The organism is Bacillus cereus group sp. BfR-BA-01309, from assembly GCF_022664315.1.
GTDB classification, from domain to species: Bacteria; Bacillota; Bacilli; order Bacillales; family Bacillaceae_G; genus Bacillus_A; species Bacillus_A mobilis.
Genome location: NZ_JAKUHE010000007.1, coordinates 64,598 through 82,573, shown reverse-complemented (window position 1 = coordinate 82,573; position 17,976 = coordinate 64,598). Strand labels below are relative to the sequence as shown.

Here is a 17,976-nt window from a genome sequence, read left to right as displayed (position 1 = left end):
AAATTCGTAAAATATCACTAAAAACCCGCAATCTTATTAACTTTTCCACACATATATACATTCTAATTTCGCCTGCTCTTTTTACATAAAAACACATTACTACATATAAGTAGTAATGTGTTTTTTATACGGAATCATTAAACATTCCCTATTAATTTCACGCCTATACACTAACCTGATTACGGACTGTCTCTCTTGCTAAAAGAAAACTCATAATCACTTGTGCAGCTACTCGGCTCGTCATATCCCTAAAATCAAGTGTTGGATCAATCTCTACAATATCCATCCCTTGAACGAGCGGTTCTTTACCAAGAAATTCAATCGCATCAAGTAAAGTCGTACTATCCATTCCGCCAGGACCAATTGCTGGACAACCTGGTGCAAATGCTTGATCGAGTACGTCCATATCAAGAGAAATATAAATAGAAGTCACGCCTTGCTTTCTTAATACTTCAATACTTTCCGTGATAATATCTTTGATTTCTCGCTCTCGTACATCTTTCATTGTATACACTGTCACACCATGTTCTTTTGCATATTCATGGTACACTCGCGCATTTGAAAAATTGCGAATTCCGATTTGAACGAGTTGTTTTCCTGTAATGACACCATTTTCTAGTAAACTACGGAACGGTGTACCATTTGATGGGCCACCATCATCTAAATTACGTAAATCATGATGGGCATCAAATTGAATAATCCCGACCTTTCCTTTACTGTTTGCAAATCCTGTTATACTCGGAAAACTAATCGAGTGATCCCCGCCAAGAACGATTGGTATCATGTTCGGATTTACTTTCGTTACATGACCAACTGTTTTCGCAATTCGGTTATGACTTTCTTTTATATCCGTCACATGCATCGTAATATCACCGCAATCATATAAAACACTTTCCTTCATATCATGTTCTTCTGTAATTGCGTACGTGCTATATGCATCTAACATCGCACGAATTGTTTTTGGAGCAAAGCTCGCTCCTGAATGACTAATAGATGGTTTAGAAAGGGGTGCTCCAATTAAGGCAGCACCGAATATTTCCACGCCTTCCTCCCAATCTTTAATCATTTCACTCCATTTCGTCACTTCACGATCGATAAACTTTGCATTCTTCTTTAAATAGTGGCCGTGCTCCACGTTTGTTCACCTCTTGTATATGCGATATTACCATTCTTCCATACTGTATTTACATGACTTACGCCGTAATGATACGGTACGTAAGCATAATTGTAAGCATCCCATAAAACTAAATCTGCCTTACGACCAACTCTAATTTTCCCAGCTACGTCCCCACGATTAATTGCGTAAGAAGAGTTAACTGTTACCGCGTTCCAAACTTCTTCTGGTGTCATTTTCAGCTTGAGCATTGCGATGCTCATAATAAGCTGAATGTTTTCAGTTGGACAGCTACCTGGGTTAAAGTCTGTAGCTAGCGCAACCGCAACACCTTCATCAATCATTTTTCGGCCACGAGCAAAGCTTTCTTTATTTAAATAGAAAGTTGTTCCTGGTAATAAAGTGGCTACTGTATTAGAGTTTGCAAGCATTTCAATTCCTTTATCAGAAGCACCAACTAAATGGTCCGCTGATGCTGCACCAATTTCAGCCGCCGCTTCCGCACCACCAAGAGGATCAATTTCATCTGCATGAATTTTCACGTCAAAGCCGAGCTCTTTCGCTTTTAATAAAAACTCTTTTGATTCTTCGACAGAGAACACGCCTGTTTCGCAGAAAATATCAACGAATTCAGCTAATTGCTTCTCTTTCATTTCTGGCAGTAAGTCTAACATCCATTGTAAAAATTCTTTTGATTTCCCTTTATACTCTTTCGGAACTGCATGAGCACCTAAAAATGTGGAAACTAAATCAATCGGGTGCTCTTTTTGCAATTGCGCAGTTGCCTCTAATTGTTTCCATTCTGTCTCATCATCTAATCCGTAACCACTCTTCGCTTCTACAGTTGTAACTCCAAAAGATAGCATACGGTCTAAATGGAATTTCGCTTTTTGAACAAGTTCTTCTTTCGACGCCTGTTTCGTTGCATTTACAGTTGAAAGAATACCTCCGCCTTGTTCTAAAATTTCTAAGTACGGAACTCCTTGCAATTTTAGTGCGATTTCATTTTCACGAGATCCACCAAATACAAGGTGAGTATGCGGATCAACAAGACCAGGAGAAACCATTTTCCCGCCGCAATCAATAACTTCTTTCGCTTGTAATCCTTTCGCTTCTTCCGCTGTTCCAACGAAAGTAATTACGCCGTTTTCAATTCCAATCACACCGTTTTCGATAACAGGAAGCGTGTTCATCGCTTCCCGTCTTAACAAGCCATCTTCTTGATCCATTGTTAGTAATTGACCGATATTTATTAGTAAAGTGTCCAGCATGTTTTCTCCTCCTTATTTCATCATTGGAATGTTAACGCCTTTTTCTTTCGCAGTTTCCACAGCTAAGTCATATCCTGCATCAACGTGACGAACAACCCCCATACCAGGGTCAGAAGTTAATACGCGCTCAATACGTTTTGCTGCTGCTTCTGTTCCATCTGCAACGATAACCATTCCAGCGTGAAGTGAATAACCCATACCAACGCCACCACCGTGGTGAACAGATACCCAGCTCGCACCGTTTACACTGTTAATTAATGCATTTAAAATTGGCCAGTCTGCTACTGCATCACTACCGTCTTTCATCGCTTCTGTTTCACGGTTTGGAGATGCTACTGATCCGCAATCTAAATGGTCACGGCCGATAACGATCGGTGCTGATAATTCACCATTTGCAACCATTTCATTAATGATGCGACCAAATTTCGCGCGCTCACCGTAACCAAGCCAACAAATACGTGATGGAAGACCTTGGAATTCAACTTGCTGACGTGCCATACGAATCCAGTTACATAAATGCTCATTGTCAGCGAATTCACGTAAAATAACTTCGTCTGTTTTATAAATATCTTCTGGATCACCAGAAAGTGCTACCCAGCGGAATGGTCCTTTTCCTTCGCAGAATAATGGACGGATAAATGCTGGAACGAATCCTGGGAAATCGAATGCATTTTTCAAACCTTCATCGAAAGCAACTTGGCGAATGTTATTTCCGTAATCAAATGTAATTGCGCCTTTTGCTTGCATAGCAAGCATTGCTTCCACATGTTTTGTCATGCTTTCTTTTGATAATTGTACGTAACGTTCTGGATCTTCTTCACGAAGTTTCGCTGCTTCTTCTAATGTGTAACCGACTGGAATATAACCGTTTAATGGATCATGAGCAGATGTTTGATCTGTAACTAAATCTGGCGTAATATTACGCTTCACTAGTTCTGGTAAAATTTCTGCCGCATTTCCTAATAAACCAATTGAAATTGGTTCTTTCTTCTCTTTATACTCGTTCGCAACAGTTAATGCTTCTTCTAACGATTCTGTATACATATCACAGTATCTCTTTTCAATACGACGATCGATGCTGCGCTTATCAACGTCAATAGCAATAACAACACCGCCATTCATCGTTACAGCAAGAGGTTGTGCACCACCCATACCACCTAAACCAGCAGTAAGTGTTACTGTACCTTTTAATGAACCATCGAAATGTTGACGTGCCGCTTCTCCAAACGTTTCATATGTTCCTTGTAAAATACCTTGTGTTCCAATATAAATCCAGCTACCTGCTGTCATCTGTCCGTACATCATAAGACCTTTTTTCTCTAGTTCACGGAAGTGATCCCAGTTCGCCCACTTCGGTACTAAGTTTGAGTTCGCTAAAAGAACGCGAGGTGCATCTTCATGTGATTTGAAGATTGCAACTGGTTTTCCTGATTGAACAAGTAATGTTTCATCGCTTTCTAACGTTTTTAATGAATCTACAATCGCCTGGTAGCTTTCCCAGTTACGAGCTGCACGGCCAATTCCGCCATATACAACTAATTCTTCTGGTTTTTCAGCAACTTCAGGATCTAAATTGTTCATTAACATACGAAGTGCAGCTTCTTGAACCCACCCTTTCGTTTGTAACTCCGTACCTCTTGGCGCGCGAATTGTTTGTTTTACTTTTTCCATTTCAATCTCTCCCTTTTCTCATTTTATAGTGCTGCGTTTACATCTAATCTTTCTTTTATCGAATAATTCGTTTTTAACCAATACGCAATATTTTCAATATCCGTTGAGAATATACGGTCATTAGTAATAGAAGGTACTTGCTGACGACCTTGATGGTAGAAGCTCTTCGTCACTGTACTCATGTTTTCAATACCGCGATATTCTGCTGCTTGCATTGCACAAATCATTTCAATTGAAAGAACACGTCTTACGTTTTGAATAATTTGATGCGCATGGCGTGAAGCAATTGTTCCCATACTTACGTGATCTTCTTGGTTAGCTGATGACGGGATTGAATCAACACTCGCCGGATGTGCTAACGTTTTATTTTCAGAAACAAGTGACGCTGCTGCGTATTGCATAATCATTGCACCAGACTGAAGTCCTGGTTCTGGACTTAAAAATGGAGGTAAATCATTTAATTGCGGATTTACTAAACGCTCAATACGACGCTCTGAAATATTTGCAAGTTCCGCCATTCCTACTTTTAAGAAGTCCATCGCAAACGCAATCGGTTGACCGTGGAAATTACCACCCGAAATTACTTTTTCTCCGCCATCAAAGATTAGCGGATTATCTGTTGCGGCATTCATTTCAATTTCTAATTTTTCTTTCACATAATTTAAAACTTGCCAAGAAGCACCGTGTACTTGTGGAATACAGCGAAGTGAATATGCATCCTGTACTCGTAGTTCTCCTTGCTTTGTTGTTAACTTACTATCGTGAAGGATGTCACGAATTCTGCTCGCTACTTCCACTTGCTCTTTATAACCACGTGCTTTATGAACATTTTCATCAAATGCATCAATAATGCCTTGTAACCCCTCAATTGTCATCGAAGCAATGAATTCAGCTTGATAAGCCGTTGCTTCTGCTTCTATATAAGAAAGAACTCCTTGCGCTGTCATCGCCTGCGTACCATTGATTAATGCAAGCCCTTCTTTCGCTTCAAGTTCAATCGGCTCAAGACCTTCTTCTGTAAGAGCCACCATCGCATGAACGCGTTTCCCTTTATAGAACACTTCACCTTCACCTAATAATACGAGCGCAAGATGAGATAAAGGCGCTAAATCGCCACTCGCACCAAGTGAACCTTGTTGCGGAACGACTGGGTGAATTTTACGATTTACAAACTCAAGAAGCATATTTACAACAAGCGGTCTAACACCGGATACGCCTTTAAGCATCGTGTTCGCTCGTAAAATTAACATACCGCGTGATACTTCTTCAGGGAATGGATCGCCTATTCCGCATGCATGTGACTGAATTAAATTGTGTTGAAGTGCCTTTACATCATCTTTTTGAATAAGCACGTCACTGAACTTTCCAAATCCAGTTGTAATACCGTAAACGACTTTTCCATCCTCTACAATTTTCTCAACTACTTCGCGGCACTCTGCCACCTTTTGCATACTATTTGGACAAGCTGTTACACCTTCTCCTTCAAGTAACAACCTCTTCATTTCTTCAATTGTCAATGTGTGTCCTGTTAACGTAATCATTCTTTTTTCCTCCTTAAAAAGGCAAAAGGGGACCTTATCTTTTTAAGACAGACTTCTGTCCTAAAAAAAGTAAGGCCCCCTTCTAACTAATAGACTATGGGCAAATCATATGTGATTAATTCCTAAACCAATCGCCTCATGCTCAGATCCTTTTACAGGTGCACCAATCGTTCCATATAATGCAACAGCAACCCATTCGCCTTCTTTTTTTCCGTCGTATGGTGTACCGCGCACAATCGCAAATCGAAGTCCTACTGTACGAAGAACGTCTGCTAACTGAATTTGACCTCTCGTCACTCCGTACAAAGCTTCCATAATTGCATGATAAAGTGCATGCGTTTCTCTGTAAACGTCTGTTTCAATAACTTGGTTGCTCTTAGCCGCTGTTTCCATTGCTGCTACAACTTTTTGCGAATTCATCGAACCCACTTTCCCCGTACAATACTTCCAACCTTTCGGAATAGATAATACAGGGCTTTCATTCTCATCCGCAAGTGCCAACAACATGGCCATACGACCAATTCGATGTGTTCCTTGAAGAAGCATGTGACTCTCTCATTTCTTTTAATTATTTGAATATTTCTTAATTTAAGAATATATGAAAACGGTTAAATCGTCAATAGTTTAAACTCACATTCAAACATTTTTTTCATCTCCTTCATTTGTGCACACAAATTATTCACACAAAGTTTTCAGGTGTGCTATAGTCTCACTAACAAATGCAAAGGGGCGATATTTCAATGACGAAGCGAAAAGATATTCATTTTCGAATTGAAGAAAAATTACTTGAAAGGTTTGAAGCTGCACTTCATAACGGTATATGGCGCGATCCGAAAGCTTTAGCCATTTATCGATGTCAAAAAGAAAAAAGCTAGCATTCGCTAGCTTTTATACATTCTCAGGTAAAAGTTTCTCCATCATCATATTGCCTTTACCACCATAAAAATTTATATTATGTTCATTTGCTACTCCAAAATAAGAGGCAATCGCTATTCCAAATGGTACAAATGCATGCCCCTGTGCTGTAATAATATTTGAGTGTTGCACAATTTCTTCATATACAAAATTTTCTACTGGAAAACAATCTAATTTTTGATAATCCATAGTCACCGTATACGAGATTGCTTTGAATAATCCTGCTTTTGCTAGCGCATACGGTCCAGCACAAATAGCAGCTACTAATTTTTCTTGTTCATGAAATTGACGAATGACTGAAAAAAGTACTTCTGCCTCCTTCATATGTATCGCATCTCCGCCTGGAATAATAATTCCTTCATATTCTTCTACACGCACTTCACTTAATTCTATATGTGGTTGCACTTTCAAACCTGTTTCACTTATAATTAATTCTTTTGTTACACTCGCTGTAATGATTTCAAATTTATTTTTAAGTAGCGCCGTAGCTACTGTTATTTCAAACTCCGCAAATGTCGGATACACAAATAAAAGTATTTTTTTCATAACCCTCTCTCCTTCAACCATTTCATAAAATATGCCTCTAATTCGTCCACTGTTAATCTATTCGTGTCCACATAAGTTACAGAAAATTGTTTATACCAGTCTTTTTCAGTTTCTACTAATCTAAATTGCTCATCAAATGTACTTCTGTTTCTTGTTCTATCGTTTTTTTTCTATCATATACATTCTTTTCCGTCACATCTAAATAAAAAATAGCATCTGAGCGACATTCTCTTAATTTATATAATTCATCTTTCAATTCAGTTTCTATATCCCACTCTTTCCCTATAATCATTGGATAAAAAAGTGTATAAAATTCAATATCTTCAGGTCCACGATCAAAAATAACGACTGAATCTTTCACATTTTGAAACTCCTTTATTTTTGCTTCCATAAACATATTTTGATTTATAATAAACCCTTCTTTTGAATTCATATCCAAATTTAATTGTTTTCGTTTTTCTACAATTGGATAAGGATTTTCATATATAACTGAAAGTCCACATCGCTCTAACCTTTTAGCCAATGTTGTTTTTCCGCTTGCCATCGGTCCTTGAAGTGAAATTACATATGCCATTCCTCTCATTCCCTCGCGCTTTAGTACATCTATAATATACAGAATTTTGAAAACCATCAACAAAATATATATCATCTTGTTTCTTATTCTTATCTAACTTATAATAAAAAATAGAGATTATGACGGACGCATCGATAATGTAAGCTTGGAAATCCAAGCTTACATTATTTTTTGCTTTCCCTTTTCTAATAAAAAGAGTATACTAGTTTAGAACGTATGTTCTTAGTTATTACATACAGTAAGGAGATAGAACAATGGTATACGACACAAAAGCAATTTCTTGGAATGAGTCTTTAAAACAACTTCAACGCCGCTATACAAACAAACAAGTTGACCGAAAAGAATTTGAGGATATTGAACTGATGGAATTCTTCCGCGATAACGACTACATTTCTTTACCTACACATATAAGCGGCCTATCAACAGCACGTTTTACTTCTTACTCTATTTTCACAACTGAAGATAAAGATCGTAAAGTTGGCACATTAATCATTGAATATGTAGAAGATGATAGTAACACTTTATGTGTTGAACAACTATACTTTGTTTAAATGATAACGCTTGGTCAAAATGACCAAGCGTTCTTGCTTTCTATGAATCTCACTGTTTATAATATGAATAAAAGAAAACCGCAATCATTAAGGGGGGATACGCTTGCTCGAAGGATGGTTCAGTTGGTTTATTGTGCTATGGACTGTTATTTTATTAGGACTTATGTCTATCGGTGGATACTTTATGTTCAGAAAATTTTTAAAACGAATACCAAAAGAAGATGGTATGTCTATATTAGATTGGGAAGAGCACTATATTAATAAAACTAGGCATTTATGGGATGACGAACAAAAACAATTGTTAGAAGAGCTCGTAAGTCCTGTTCCAGAACTATTTCGCGATGTTGCTAAATCAAAAATTGCCGGAAAAATCGGAGAACTAGCATTACAAGAAAAAGCCTCTCAAATTACACAAGATTTAATTATTAAAGGATATATTATCGCTACACCAAAGCGCGACCATAAATTTTTAGTGAAAAAACTACAAGAAAAAGAGATTGATTATTCTCATTATGAATCTTTACTAACAAAATCCTCCTCATAAAAAAAGATTGCTAGTATATAGCAATCTTTTTAACTTACAGTTACCGATTTTGTAGCAGATAAACGAGCCTCTCCTAACTCGATTTGCAAACCTACAGCACCAGCATAAAGATAATCAGATGTATTTGGGATATTAACTGATGTAGAAGTTGACCCAGCTGTTAATACACCGTTAGCAGGAACATTCGTCACATCAAATTCAGCACGCCGATTGTTCGCTGCAGTTCCAATGGGCATATTTCGGTCTGCAAAGCTGCCAATTGTATCTAAATTTCCTAAATAATTATTGACTTGCGAAGCGAAAAAATTAGGATTGGCATTATTAGGACCCGAAAGCGCTGTACCATTTAAAACAAATGTATCTGCCGTCGCATCCGTATCACCATTTAACGCCATTGTAAATACACGAGCATTAAATGGTGCTGCAGCTGGCGTGATGAAATGCGAAATCGTTGCGGTCTCACCCAATGTAGAAATGAGTAAACCAGTGTATAAACTAACATTCCTAACAGGATATGAATTGTCCCGATATACAACAACTAATGCCCATCCCAACAGGGACTACTTTCATTCCAAAAAGCCTTACAATTAACGGTATTCCAACTAGTAATGTAGATCCAGCTCTTGGCGTCCCTCTAGGCACATTAAATCCTAGTGAATCGGTCGTTGTAACATTCCAAGTTCGCGTTGTTTCCATACCACCTAACGGAATTATTGTAAATGAAGCTACTATCACCTACACATTCCAACCTAATCCTGGAGAACCACCAGTAACAGTAACTACTCCAACGCCCCCTACTACTACAAATGTCAACACAGCAACAACGAACCCTACAAAATCTGCTGATAAAATATTTGCTTTATTAGGTGACACAATCACTTATACAATCTCCTTGCAAAATACAGGAACTGTCCCTGCAACAAATGTAGTTGTAACCGATCCTATTCCAGCTGGTACTACTTTCATTCCGAATAGCGTTACGATAAATGGCGTTACACAACCAGGTATCATTCCTAGTTCTGGAATTCTTATCGGTACATTAGCACCTAACACTTCAGTCATCGTAACGTTCCAAGTTCAAGTAACATCAATACCACCGACAGGTTTTATCGAAAATCAAGGGACCGTTTCATTCCAATATGAGCCAGATCCTACTAGACCACCTGTGTCTGTTACTACCCCTACTCCTACTACGAAGACGCAAGTAAGTGAAGTTACTACTAACCCTAACAAACAAGCAAACCCGCAAATTATTAACCTTGGTGATACTGTCACTTATACAATTACGTTCCAAAATGTCGGGAATATTAATGCGACAGATGTGATTATTACAGATCCTACTCCAACTGGTACCACTTTCGTTCCGAATAGCGTTACGGTAAATGGTGTTTCTTCACCTGGGGCAAATCCAAATAGTGGTGTAAATGTTGGAACTGTAACTCCAGGGCAAATTATTACATTAACTTATCAAGTTACTGTAACTGCACTCCCGCTAGACGGTATTATTAAAAACACTGCAACTGTCACTTACACATTCCAGCCAAACCCTGGTGAACCTCCTATTACCATTACAGACCCTACTCCAACTGTTGAAGTATCCGTTATTACGCCTACTCCTAACCCAAATAAACTAGCAGACAAACAAATTGTAGATATAAATGAGATCATAACGTATACCGTAACTTTCCAAAATCGCGGATCAGTCCCGGCAACTTCTGTTATCATTACTGATCCATTAGCGAATGGGTTAACGTTTGTTCCAGGCAGCGTTGTAATAAATGGCGTTTCAGACCTTGGAGCAAATCCTGTAGCGGGTATACCTGTAGGCACAGTCAATCCGAACGATACAATTACTGTTCAATTCCAAGCGAGAGTAACAAGCGTACCACCTGGCGGTATCATTCGAAATCAAGCGACTGTTACTTTCACATATGAACCAGTTCCTGGTGAACCTCCTATTACCATTACAGACCCTACTCCAATTAACACAACGAATGTAAATACAGCTATATTAAATCCGCAAAAAACAGCTACGCCGGAAACAGTTACACTAGGTGATATCATTACGTATACGATTTCACTCCAAAATACAGGTACCATTCCTGCTAATAATATAGTTGTAACTGATACAATTCCCGCCGGGACTTCGTTCATTCAAAATAGTGTTACAATTAACAACGTGCCACAACCAACCGCAAATCCAGTAGCAGGCATCCCTATTTCAACACTTGTTCCTTCTGAATCAGCAACGATTTCTTTCCGCGTTCTAGTTACTTCGATTCCACCAAACGGAAAAATTCAAAACCAAGGTAGCGTTTCATTCCAATACCAACCAGATCCTACTAAGCCACCTGTATCCGTTACTACGCCTACACCTACTACAACTACCCCTGTAAACGTCGGGACTATTAATCCGATAAAAACCGCTGATAAATCCATCGTTTCAGTAGGTGATACGATTACATTTACTATCACATTCCAAAATGAAGGTACGATCCCTGTCACTAATATCTCTGTTACAGACTCACTTCCTGCCGGCACGTCATTCATTCCAAATAGTGTCACAATTAATAACATTCCCGTTCCAAGCGCAAATCCATCCACAGGAATTCCAGTCGGAACTCTTAATCCAGCAGAATCAGTAACTATTTCATTCCAAGTACAGGTTATTACACTTCCAGCTAATAGAATGATTACAAATATCGCATCCATTACGTATACTTCTCAACCTGATCCTACTAGACCACCTGTCACAACAACGACAACAACACCACCAATTACGATAGAAGTAAACCCTAATGAGCCAAACACATTTATTAAGACCGCAGATGTAAATAGCGCCTCACTCGGTGACTTCATCACATATACACTTACCTTTACTAACAATGGCGCTATTCCTGCAAATAATGTACTCATTACCGATCCACTGCCTCCCGAAGTCACTTTCTATCCAAATTCAGTAACAGTAAACGGCGTTTCACGTCCTGGAAGTAATCCAACTGTCGGTATTCTTATTGGAACTGTTAATCCAGGTCAATCCGTTGTTGTCCGTTTTATCGTTCAAGTAACAGCAGAGCCACGAAACGGTCTCATTCGAAATACTGCCCGCGTTCGCTATACACTTAGACCTGATCCTACTAAACCACCGATTCCTGTTGATGAGACTACAGAACCAAATATCATTCCGTTTATCGGTCCGTTTGTATCACCAAATTTAAATTGTTTCTTTAATGGGGAACGTTTTATACGACGCGGCTGGGACAGAAGATGTTAACAATATAAATAAAAAGACAGCGTCAAAAAACGCTGTCTTTTTATTTTATACATATACAGTTTTTAAGTTAATTTCATATCTTTTTCATTATAAAAACCATCTTCTTTTTCCATTTCCTTCTGTAATTTCGTAAAGGAACGGTACATGGCAATTCTCCATGACACAATCATCGCGAACGCCAGTAAGAAGAACATGCCACTAAGTTGTCCTAAATCAAGAGATTGACTTAAGTATGTTTTAAATACAATTCGCACGACAAGTAATCCAATTAATATAAAAACAAAGGCTTTTGAACGCTTCAAATAAATCTCTTGTCCTCTAATCTCAAATTTAGATGTTTTAATAAGAAAAATAGAGAATATCAAACCGACACCAATTGCTTCTAACATTTCTGCTGGAGTTAATCGAAATTCTGGAAAAACATACATCAATGCTCCCGTACTCATAAAAAATGGTGGAAGTATAATTTTTTTCAATGTTGCAGGTTTCTTAGCTGCTTTTAAACGAATAAACATCGCACCGACAGCCATACAAACAGCAACGATACTGGATAAAACAACTATGTTCATATTTTCTCATCCTTTTTTGTGGCTATATGCAAAATATACTTTCATTATATGCTTTTCCGTTAGTATTTCCAACATTTTCACAGAATAATACTAAAAACCGGTAAAACCACCAAATAAACTTGAGAAATATACGATAATTTTCGTCATCCAGTTAAAGTATAGGAAGATACCCATGACAATCATAACGTATCCCCCGATTTTCATGAATTTCATACTATTTCTTTTAATCCAAGACATTTTTGTAATAAAGAATGATAGCACGAAAAATGGGATAGCAAATCCAAGTATGTATGCAATCATATAAATCATTGCTGATTCTGGGTTCGTTGCTGCTAATCCAATGACAGATACTAAAATAGGTCCTGTACAAGGTGTCCACCCTGCAGCAAATGCCAATCCAATTAAAACGGATCCAAAATAGCCGCTCGGACGATTTTTAAACGTAAATTTACGGTCTTGCATTAAGAATTTAGGTTTAAACACACCGACAATAATAAGACCGAACGCGATGATAAATATACCACCTAACTGCCTAATTAAATCTTTATAATCTGTAAAGATACCTCCGATAAAACTTGTACCAAATCCAATTGCAATAAATATAATTGAAAATCCAAGTAAGAAAAACGCTGTATGTATCATACTTCTCTTGCGAAGCATTGCATTTTCTTCTTTCAACTCAGAAACCGACATACCTGTTATGTACGATAAAAATGCCGGATAAAGCGGTAAGCAACATGGGGAAATAAACGATAAAAACCCGGCGCCAAACGCTAAAAAAATACTAATATCTTGCATTGTTCCACTCCTCTCCTTACATATTGTAGCAAAAACATATAAAAATGCTGTGAACAATTCGTGAAATCACTTTTCCAACGTAATAATAAGAGAAACTACTCTTTCACACAGTTTCTAAAAAAACGTTTTCATTTCCTTCTATTATATAGAAAAATCTCAATTGAACTACGAAACTTCTCTAATTGTTATTAACATAACAAAGGTAACATAGTTTCTCAAATGATTAGCACGTTACGAGTACGTCTACATACATATTGATTAAATAATATTTTTTTCAAATGCTATCTTTATACAATACAAAGCTGATTTTATAATACTTCTATTATTATTAATTTCAAGATTATGCATAAATATCATACTTTTATTATTATTCTATAAAATGTCACACTTTTCTTTTATTTGACCCTTTATTTTTAATTTTGTATACTTCCCTCTAGTTATATATGTCCGTTAGAAACAATTTCATATAGATGGGAGGAATTTTTCATGCTTCGTTATTCTCTTTTAGTTTTATTAGGAGCGTGTAGTTATGGGATTTTAGCCATTTTCGTTAAACTTGCATATGCAGAAGGATTTTCACTTGGAGAAGTAATTGGCAGCCAATATTTGTTCGGTTGGATTATTTTGCTTGCTATTACACTTCTAGTTTCTAGACATCGTGTTCCATTAAAACAAGCGTTAATTTTATTCGTTGCAGGTACATCTGCAAGCTTCACTGGAATTTTTTATTATGCTTCATTAAAAACTGTACCAGCATCTATTGCAATTATACTTTTATTCCAATTCGTTTGGGTCGGAATTATTATTGAAGCAGTCGCAACAAAAACATTACCTTCAAGAGAAAAGGTAATTTCCGTTATTTTCTTACTTGCAGGTACATTTTTATCAAGTGGTTTACTAGAAAAATCAGCAGGTGATTTCGATATGACCGGAATCATACTAGGTTTATTATCTGCTGTTACATTCGCAACATACATTTTCGTAAGCGGAAAAGTTGCTGTTGAAGTACCTTCATTACCGCGCGGTGTTCTCTTAATGACTGGCGCTTTAACTTTAGTAATGATTGTATTCCCGCCAACATTTATTTTTAACGGTGCAATTTCTGAAGGACTTTGGAAATACGGTTTAGGTTTAGGAACATTTAGTATCGTTATTCCTTCTATTGCCTTTACAATTGGCATTCCAAAGATCGGTTCTGGCTTAGCAACGATTCTTGGTGCAGCAGAACTACCGGTTACAACAATTATGTCTGTATTCGTTTTAAAAGAAGCTGTGCTATCTTCACAATGGTTCGGTGTATCACTTATTTTAATCGGTATTGCAATCCCGCAAATTGCCTATGCAATGAGTGGACGTTATCGTAAACATCATACACAAAAAAATTTGGCAGCATAAAACGAGAGAGGATTTTCATTTGAGAATCCTCTCTTTTCTTATTGTATACTTAATGTAAATACTTTATTTAAGAAAGAGGGCATGATAAGTGGTAGCAAATCTAGAGCAATTAACGGAGGCACTCATTTCTATTCGTCGCAATTTGCATGAACATCCAGAATTATCATATGAAGAATTTGAAACGACGAAAGCTATAAAGAATTGGTTAGAAGCGAAAAACATTACGATTATTAATTCTAGTTTAGAAACAGGCGTTATTGCTGAAATTTCGGGGAATCATAGTGGACCGATAATAGCGATCCGTGCTGATATTGACGCCCTTCCTATTCAAGAAGAAACAAATTTGCCGTACGCTTCAAAAATTCACGGCAGGATGCACGCTTGTGGACATGATTTTCATACAGCTGCTATTATTGGTGCCGCTTATTTATTAAAAGAAAAAGAATCTTCTCTTAGCGGAACGGTACGCTTTATATTCCAGCCAGCTGAAGAAAGTAGCGATGGTGCTTGCAAAGTAATTGAAGCCGGACATTTACGTGATGTGCAAGCTATTTTCGGTATGCATAATAAGCCTGATTTACCAGTAGGTACAATCGGTATTAAAGATGGTCCACTCATGGCCGGGGTTGATCGATTTGAAATTGAAATTCACGGAGTTGGTACGCATGCAGCTGTACCAGATGCTGGGGTAGATCCTATTGTCGCCTCTTCTCAAATTGTTATGGCACTCCAAACAATTGTAAGCCGGAATATAAGTTCCTCTCATAATGCAGTCGTTAGTGTTACAAACATCCATTCAGGAAATACGTGGAACGTTATTCCTGAAAAAGCAACACTGGAAGGTACTGTACGTACATTCCAAATTGAAACACGTGAAAAAATCCCTGCACTCATGAGACGTATTATTCAAGGGGTTTCTGATGCATTAGGTGTAAAAACAGAATTTCGTTTTTATGCAGGGCCTCCTGCTGTTCATAACGATACATTTCTAACAAACTTATCGACTCAAGTTGCAGAAAAAATGAATTTAAATATCATCTCCCCTACCCCGTCGATGGCCGGAGAAGATTTCTCTTTTTATCAACAAGAAATACCTGGTTCATTCGTATTTATGGGAACGAGTGGTACACATGAATGGCATCATCCCGCTTTTACAGTAGACGAACGAGCATTACCTATAAGTGCAGAGTATTTCGCTTTGTTAGCTGAAAAAGCACTTAAACAATTTGCATAAAAAAAGGAGCTGTTAAGAGATACTTAACGGCTCCTTTTTTATTAAGTTAAATCACGTTTTAAAAATACGGTATAGGAAATGCTTAAAAATACAAATAAATATAGTAATAACATACATGAAGCAAACGGGAACGTTACTCCATCAATAAAACTTCCATTCTTTGCAATACTATATAAATCTGTGTTTGCTGGCAATAAATATTTCGCCCAATCATATCTAGTTGCTGCTAGTAATGCAATGTTTCCTGATAAAGCAAGGAATAGTGAAATACCAATCGCGCCTCCGCTAGATCTCGTTAACACAGAAATCATAAATGCAAACGCTGCGTACACAGTAGTCGGCAACCACGATAAAATATAATACTTACTAGCTTCTACAAAAATATTTTGTTTTATAATATTTCCGTCTTGGAAAATAAACTCGCTCCATGCAGGCTGCTGGAATTTATAAATAACAAGCCCACATAATGTGGAGAAAATCATATTAAATATAAACAATAATGCTGCAAATATCACGATTGCTAAAAATTTGGCTGTCAAAATTTTAAATCGACTTGCTGGTCGTATCGTTAAAAATTTATATGTTCCCCAGCTATATTCATTCGCAAAAATTGTACTTGCATACACGAGGATAAATGGGAGCAATATTGGAAATACGATAAAACCTGTATCTCTCATGAAAGAAAGCGGAGAACTGCTTGCCGGTGCTGTATCTGTATCCAAATACTTCATCTTCAGCTGATATTCCTTTACAAGCTCATCTCCAGATCGCTCTGCTAAAATAGCTTCTTTTTTCATACCTAGCTTTTTCTCAATTTCTACAGTTCTTTCTGTATAATCGGCTTTCCATCCTTTTGTTTCTGGTTCCAGATACTTTACCGTAACCCATCCTAATCCAATTATTAATACTGCAATAACTGCAAAGGGAATAATCGTTCGCTTTCGCTTAAATATTTTATACAGTTCGTTATATACTAAATTAAACAATATCTTTTCCCCCTGTTAATTCTAAAAATTGCTCTTCTAACGTTTTTCTTTCTTCATATACACGATACACTTGAATATTTTTCTCAAGCAATGTACGAATAACATTTGGGATTTCTTCATCTTTTACAGTAATAAGTAGATCATTACCTTTTATTAAAACATCTTGGTCTAACAATTCTGCTGCTCTTTTCGCATCATCTACACGTATACGGATTGTCTCCATCCCTTCGCTTTGATTATGCTGAATATTTTGCGTCGCCACATATTCTCCGTGCTGAATAATGATAACTCTGTCACACATTAATTCAACTTCTGAGAGTAAGTGACTAGATACAAGTACCGCTTTTCCCTGTTCATGTGCAATTTTCTTTATGTACATTCTCATTTCATGTATTCCACTAGGATCTAATCCATTCGTTGGTTCATCTAATATCAATACATCTGGATCGTGAATAAGCGCTTGAGCAATTCCTAAACGTTGTCTCATGCCGAGTGAATATGCTTTTACTTTGCGGTCAATTACTTGTCCCATCCCTAACAATTTCACTACTTCATCGATACGTTCTTCTGTCACGTTACCATTCATTCGTCCGAAATATGTTAAATTTTCATAGCCGCTCAAAAAAGGATAAAATTCCGGTGTCTCAATTACTGCTCCAATTTTCGAAGCAGTACTTTCAAATTGCTGTTTTACAGATTGGCCGTCAATCCAAACTTCTCCCTCTGTCATACGAATCATGCCGACCATCATTCTCATTAAAGTCGTTTTTCCAGCACCATTTGGTCCGAGTAAACCAACCACTTCACCTTTTTTAACTTCGAAACTAATATTTTCTACAAGTGTCTTTGAACCGATTCGCTTCGTTAATCGCTCAACCTTTACAATCGACTGTTCATTTGTCATTCTATACAACCTTTCCTTCCCATTCTTTGTCAGGTCTTTACACTGTAACATGATTATTTTTATGTGTAAAATAGGAAAAAGCATGATTT

14 protein-coding genes and 5 pseudogenes are annotated in these 17,976 nt (G+C 37.3%); 6 read left to right on the top strand and 13 right to left on the bottom strand.

Features of this window, described 5'->3' with window-relative positions; all coding sequences use genetic code 11:
- Window positions 1-163: 163 nt before the first annotated feature.
- The 5 genes from hutG to hutP form a co-directional block, all read right to left on the bottom strand.
- Window positions 164-1,135, bottom strand: coding sequence for a formimidoylglutamase (gene hutG / locus MR115_RS14905; RefSeq protein WP_242241809.1), 972 nt, complete (start codon window positions 1,133-1,135; stop codon window positions 164-166).
- Complete coding sequence (gene hutI / locus MR115_RS14900; RefSeq protein WP_242241808.1) at window positions 1,114-2,385, bottom strand: imidazolonepropionase; 1,272 nt, start codon at window positions 2,383-2,385, stop codon at window positions 1,114-1,116. The genes hutG and hutI overlap by 22 nt, the downstream gene beginning before the upstream one ends.
- 12 nt (window positions 2,386-2,397) lie before the next feature.
- A complete protein-coding gene (gene hutU / locus MR115_RS14895; protein ID WP_088029287.1) occupies window positions 2,398-4,056 on the bottom strand; it encodes a urocanate hydratase in 1,659 nt (552 codons plus the stop codon).
- Between the two features lie 23 nt (window positions 4,057-4,079).
- Window positions 4,080-5,597 (bottom strand): histidine ammonia-lyase, encoded by a 1,518-nt coding sequence (hutH, locus tag MR115_RS14890; RefSeq protein ID WP_000631839.1) that lies wholly within the window; start codon window positions 5,595-5,597, stop codon window positions 4,080-4,082.
- Window positions 5,598-5,702: 105 nt separating this feature from the next.
- Window positions 5,703-6,143, bottom strand: coding sequence for a hut operon transcriptional regulator HutP (gene hutP, locus MR115_RS14885; RefSeq protein WP_000926516.1), 441 nt, complete (start codon window positions 6,141-6,143; stop codon window positions 5,703-5,705).
- Between the two features lie 173 nt (window positions 6,144-6,316).
- Between hutP and MR115_RS14880 the strand changes: the two are divergent.
- Window positions 6,317-6,409 (top strand): annotated as a pseudogene (locus MR115_RS14880) (class I SAM-dependent methyltransferase); the annotation flags it as partial.
- A gap of 76 nt (window positions 6,410-6,485) precedes the next feature.
- On the opposite strand, the gene MR115_RS14875 reads toward MR115_RS14880, so the two are convergent.
- On the bottom strand, window positions 6,486-7,058 hold the full coding sequence (locus MR115_RS14875) for a DJ-1/PfpI family protein (protein ID WP_242241807.1): 573 nt from the start codon (window positions 7,056-7,058) through the stop codon (window positions 6,486-6,488).
- Window positions 7,055-7,632: pseudogene (locus tag MR115_RS14870) on the bottom strand (AAA family ATPase). The gene MR115_RS14875 and the pseudogene MR115_RS14870 overlap by 4 nt, the downstream one beginning before the upstream one ends.
- Window positions 7,633-7,886: 254 nt before the next feature.
- Here MR115_RS14870 and MR115_RS14865 point away from each other — a divergent pair.
- Together MR115_RS14865 and MR115_RS14860 are read left to right on the top strand one after the other, a co-directional pair.
- A complete protein-coding gene (locus MR115_RS14865; protein WP_242241806.1) occupies window positions 7,887-8,183 on the top strand; it encodes a hypothetical protein in 297 nt (98 codons plus the stop codon).
- Window positions 8,184-8,286: 103 nt separating this feature from the next.
- Window positions 8,287-8,727: a DUF2621 domain-containing protein gene (locus tag MR115_RS14860; protein ID WP_242241805.1), complete on the top strand. Its 441-nt coding sequence runs from the start codon at window positions 8,287-8,289 to the stop codon at window positions 8,725-8,727.
- 29 nt (window positions 8,728-8,756) lie between these two features.
- On the opposite strand, the pseudogene MR115_RS14855 reads toward MR115_RS14860, so the two are convergent.
- Window positions 8,757-9,281 (bottom strand): annotated as a pseudogene (locus MR115_RS14855) (hypothetical protein); the annotation flags it as partial.
- On the opposite strand from MR115_RS14855, the pseudogene MR115_RS14850 reads away from it, so the two are divergent.
- A pseudogene (locus tag MR115_RS14850) lies at window positions 9,275-12,001 on the top strand (DUF7507 domain-containing protein); the annotation flags it as partial. The pseudogenes MR115_RS14855 and MR115_RS14850 overlap by 7 nt on opposite strands.
- Window positions 12,002-12,063: 62 nt before the next feature.
- Here MR115_RS14850 and MR115_RS14845 read toward each other — a convergent pair.
- The 3 genes and pseudogenes from MR115_RS14845 to MR115_RS30055 form a co-directional block, all read right to left on the bottom strand.
- Complete coding sequence (locus MR115_RS14845) at window positions 12,064-12,570, bottom strand: CcdC family protein (protein ID WP_001028640.1); 507 nt, start codon at window positions 12,568-12,570, stop codon at window positions 12,064-12,066.
- Between the two features lie 90 nt (window positions 12,571-12,660).
- Complete coding sequence (gene ccdA / locus MR115_RS14840) at window positions 12,661-13,368, bottom strand: cytochrome c-type biogenesis protein CcdA (protein ID WP_063262430.1); 708 nt, start codon at window positions 13,366-13,368, stop codon at window positions 12,661-12,663.
- Between the two features lie 16 nt (window positions 13,369-13,384).
- A pseudogene (locus MR115_RS30055) lies at window positions 13,385-13,528 on the bottom strand (peptidase T).
- Between the two features lie 326 nt (window positions 13,529-13,854).
- Between MR115_RS30055 and MR115_RS14835 the strand changes: the two are divergent.
- Window positions 13,855-14,763, top strand: coding sequence for an EamA family transporter (locus tag MR115_RS14835; RefSeq protein WP_242241804.1), 909 nt, complete (start codon window positions 13,855-13,857; stop codon window positions 14,761-14,763).
- An 88-nt stretch (window positions 14,764-14,851) separates the two neighbouring features.
- Window positions 14,852-15,997, top strand: a complete 1,146-nt coding sequence (locus MR115_RS14830; protein ID WP_242241803.1) for a M20 peptidase aminoacylase family protein — start codon at window positions 14,852-14,854, stop codon at window positions 15,995-15,997.
- 41 nt (window positions 15,998-16,038) lie between these two features.
- Here the strand turns inward: MR115_RS14830 and MR115_RS14825 are convergent, their stop codons facing one another.
- Complete coding sequence (locus MR115_RS14825; RefSeq protein ID WP_242241802.1) at window positions 16,039-16,983, bottom strand: ABC transporter permease; 945 nt, start codon at window positions 16,981-16,983, stop codon at window positions 16,039-16,041.
- Complete coding sequence (locus MR115_RS14820; protein ID WP_242241801.1) at window positions 16,976-17,887, bottom strand: ABC transporter ATP-binding protein; 912 nt, start codon at window positions 17,885-17,887, stop codon at window positions 16,976-16,978. The genes MR115_RS14825 and MR115_RS14820 overlap by 8 nt, the downstream gene beginning before the upstream one ends.
- Window positions 17,888-17,976 lie beyond the last annotated feature (89 nt).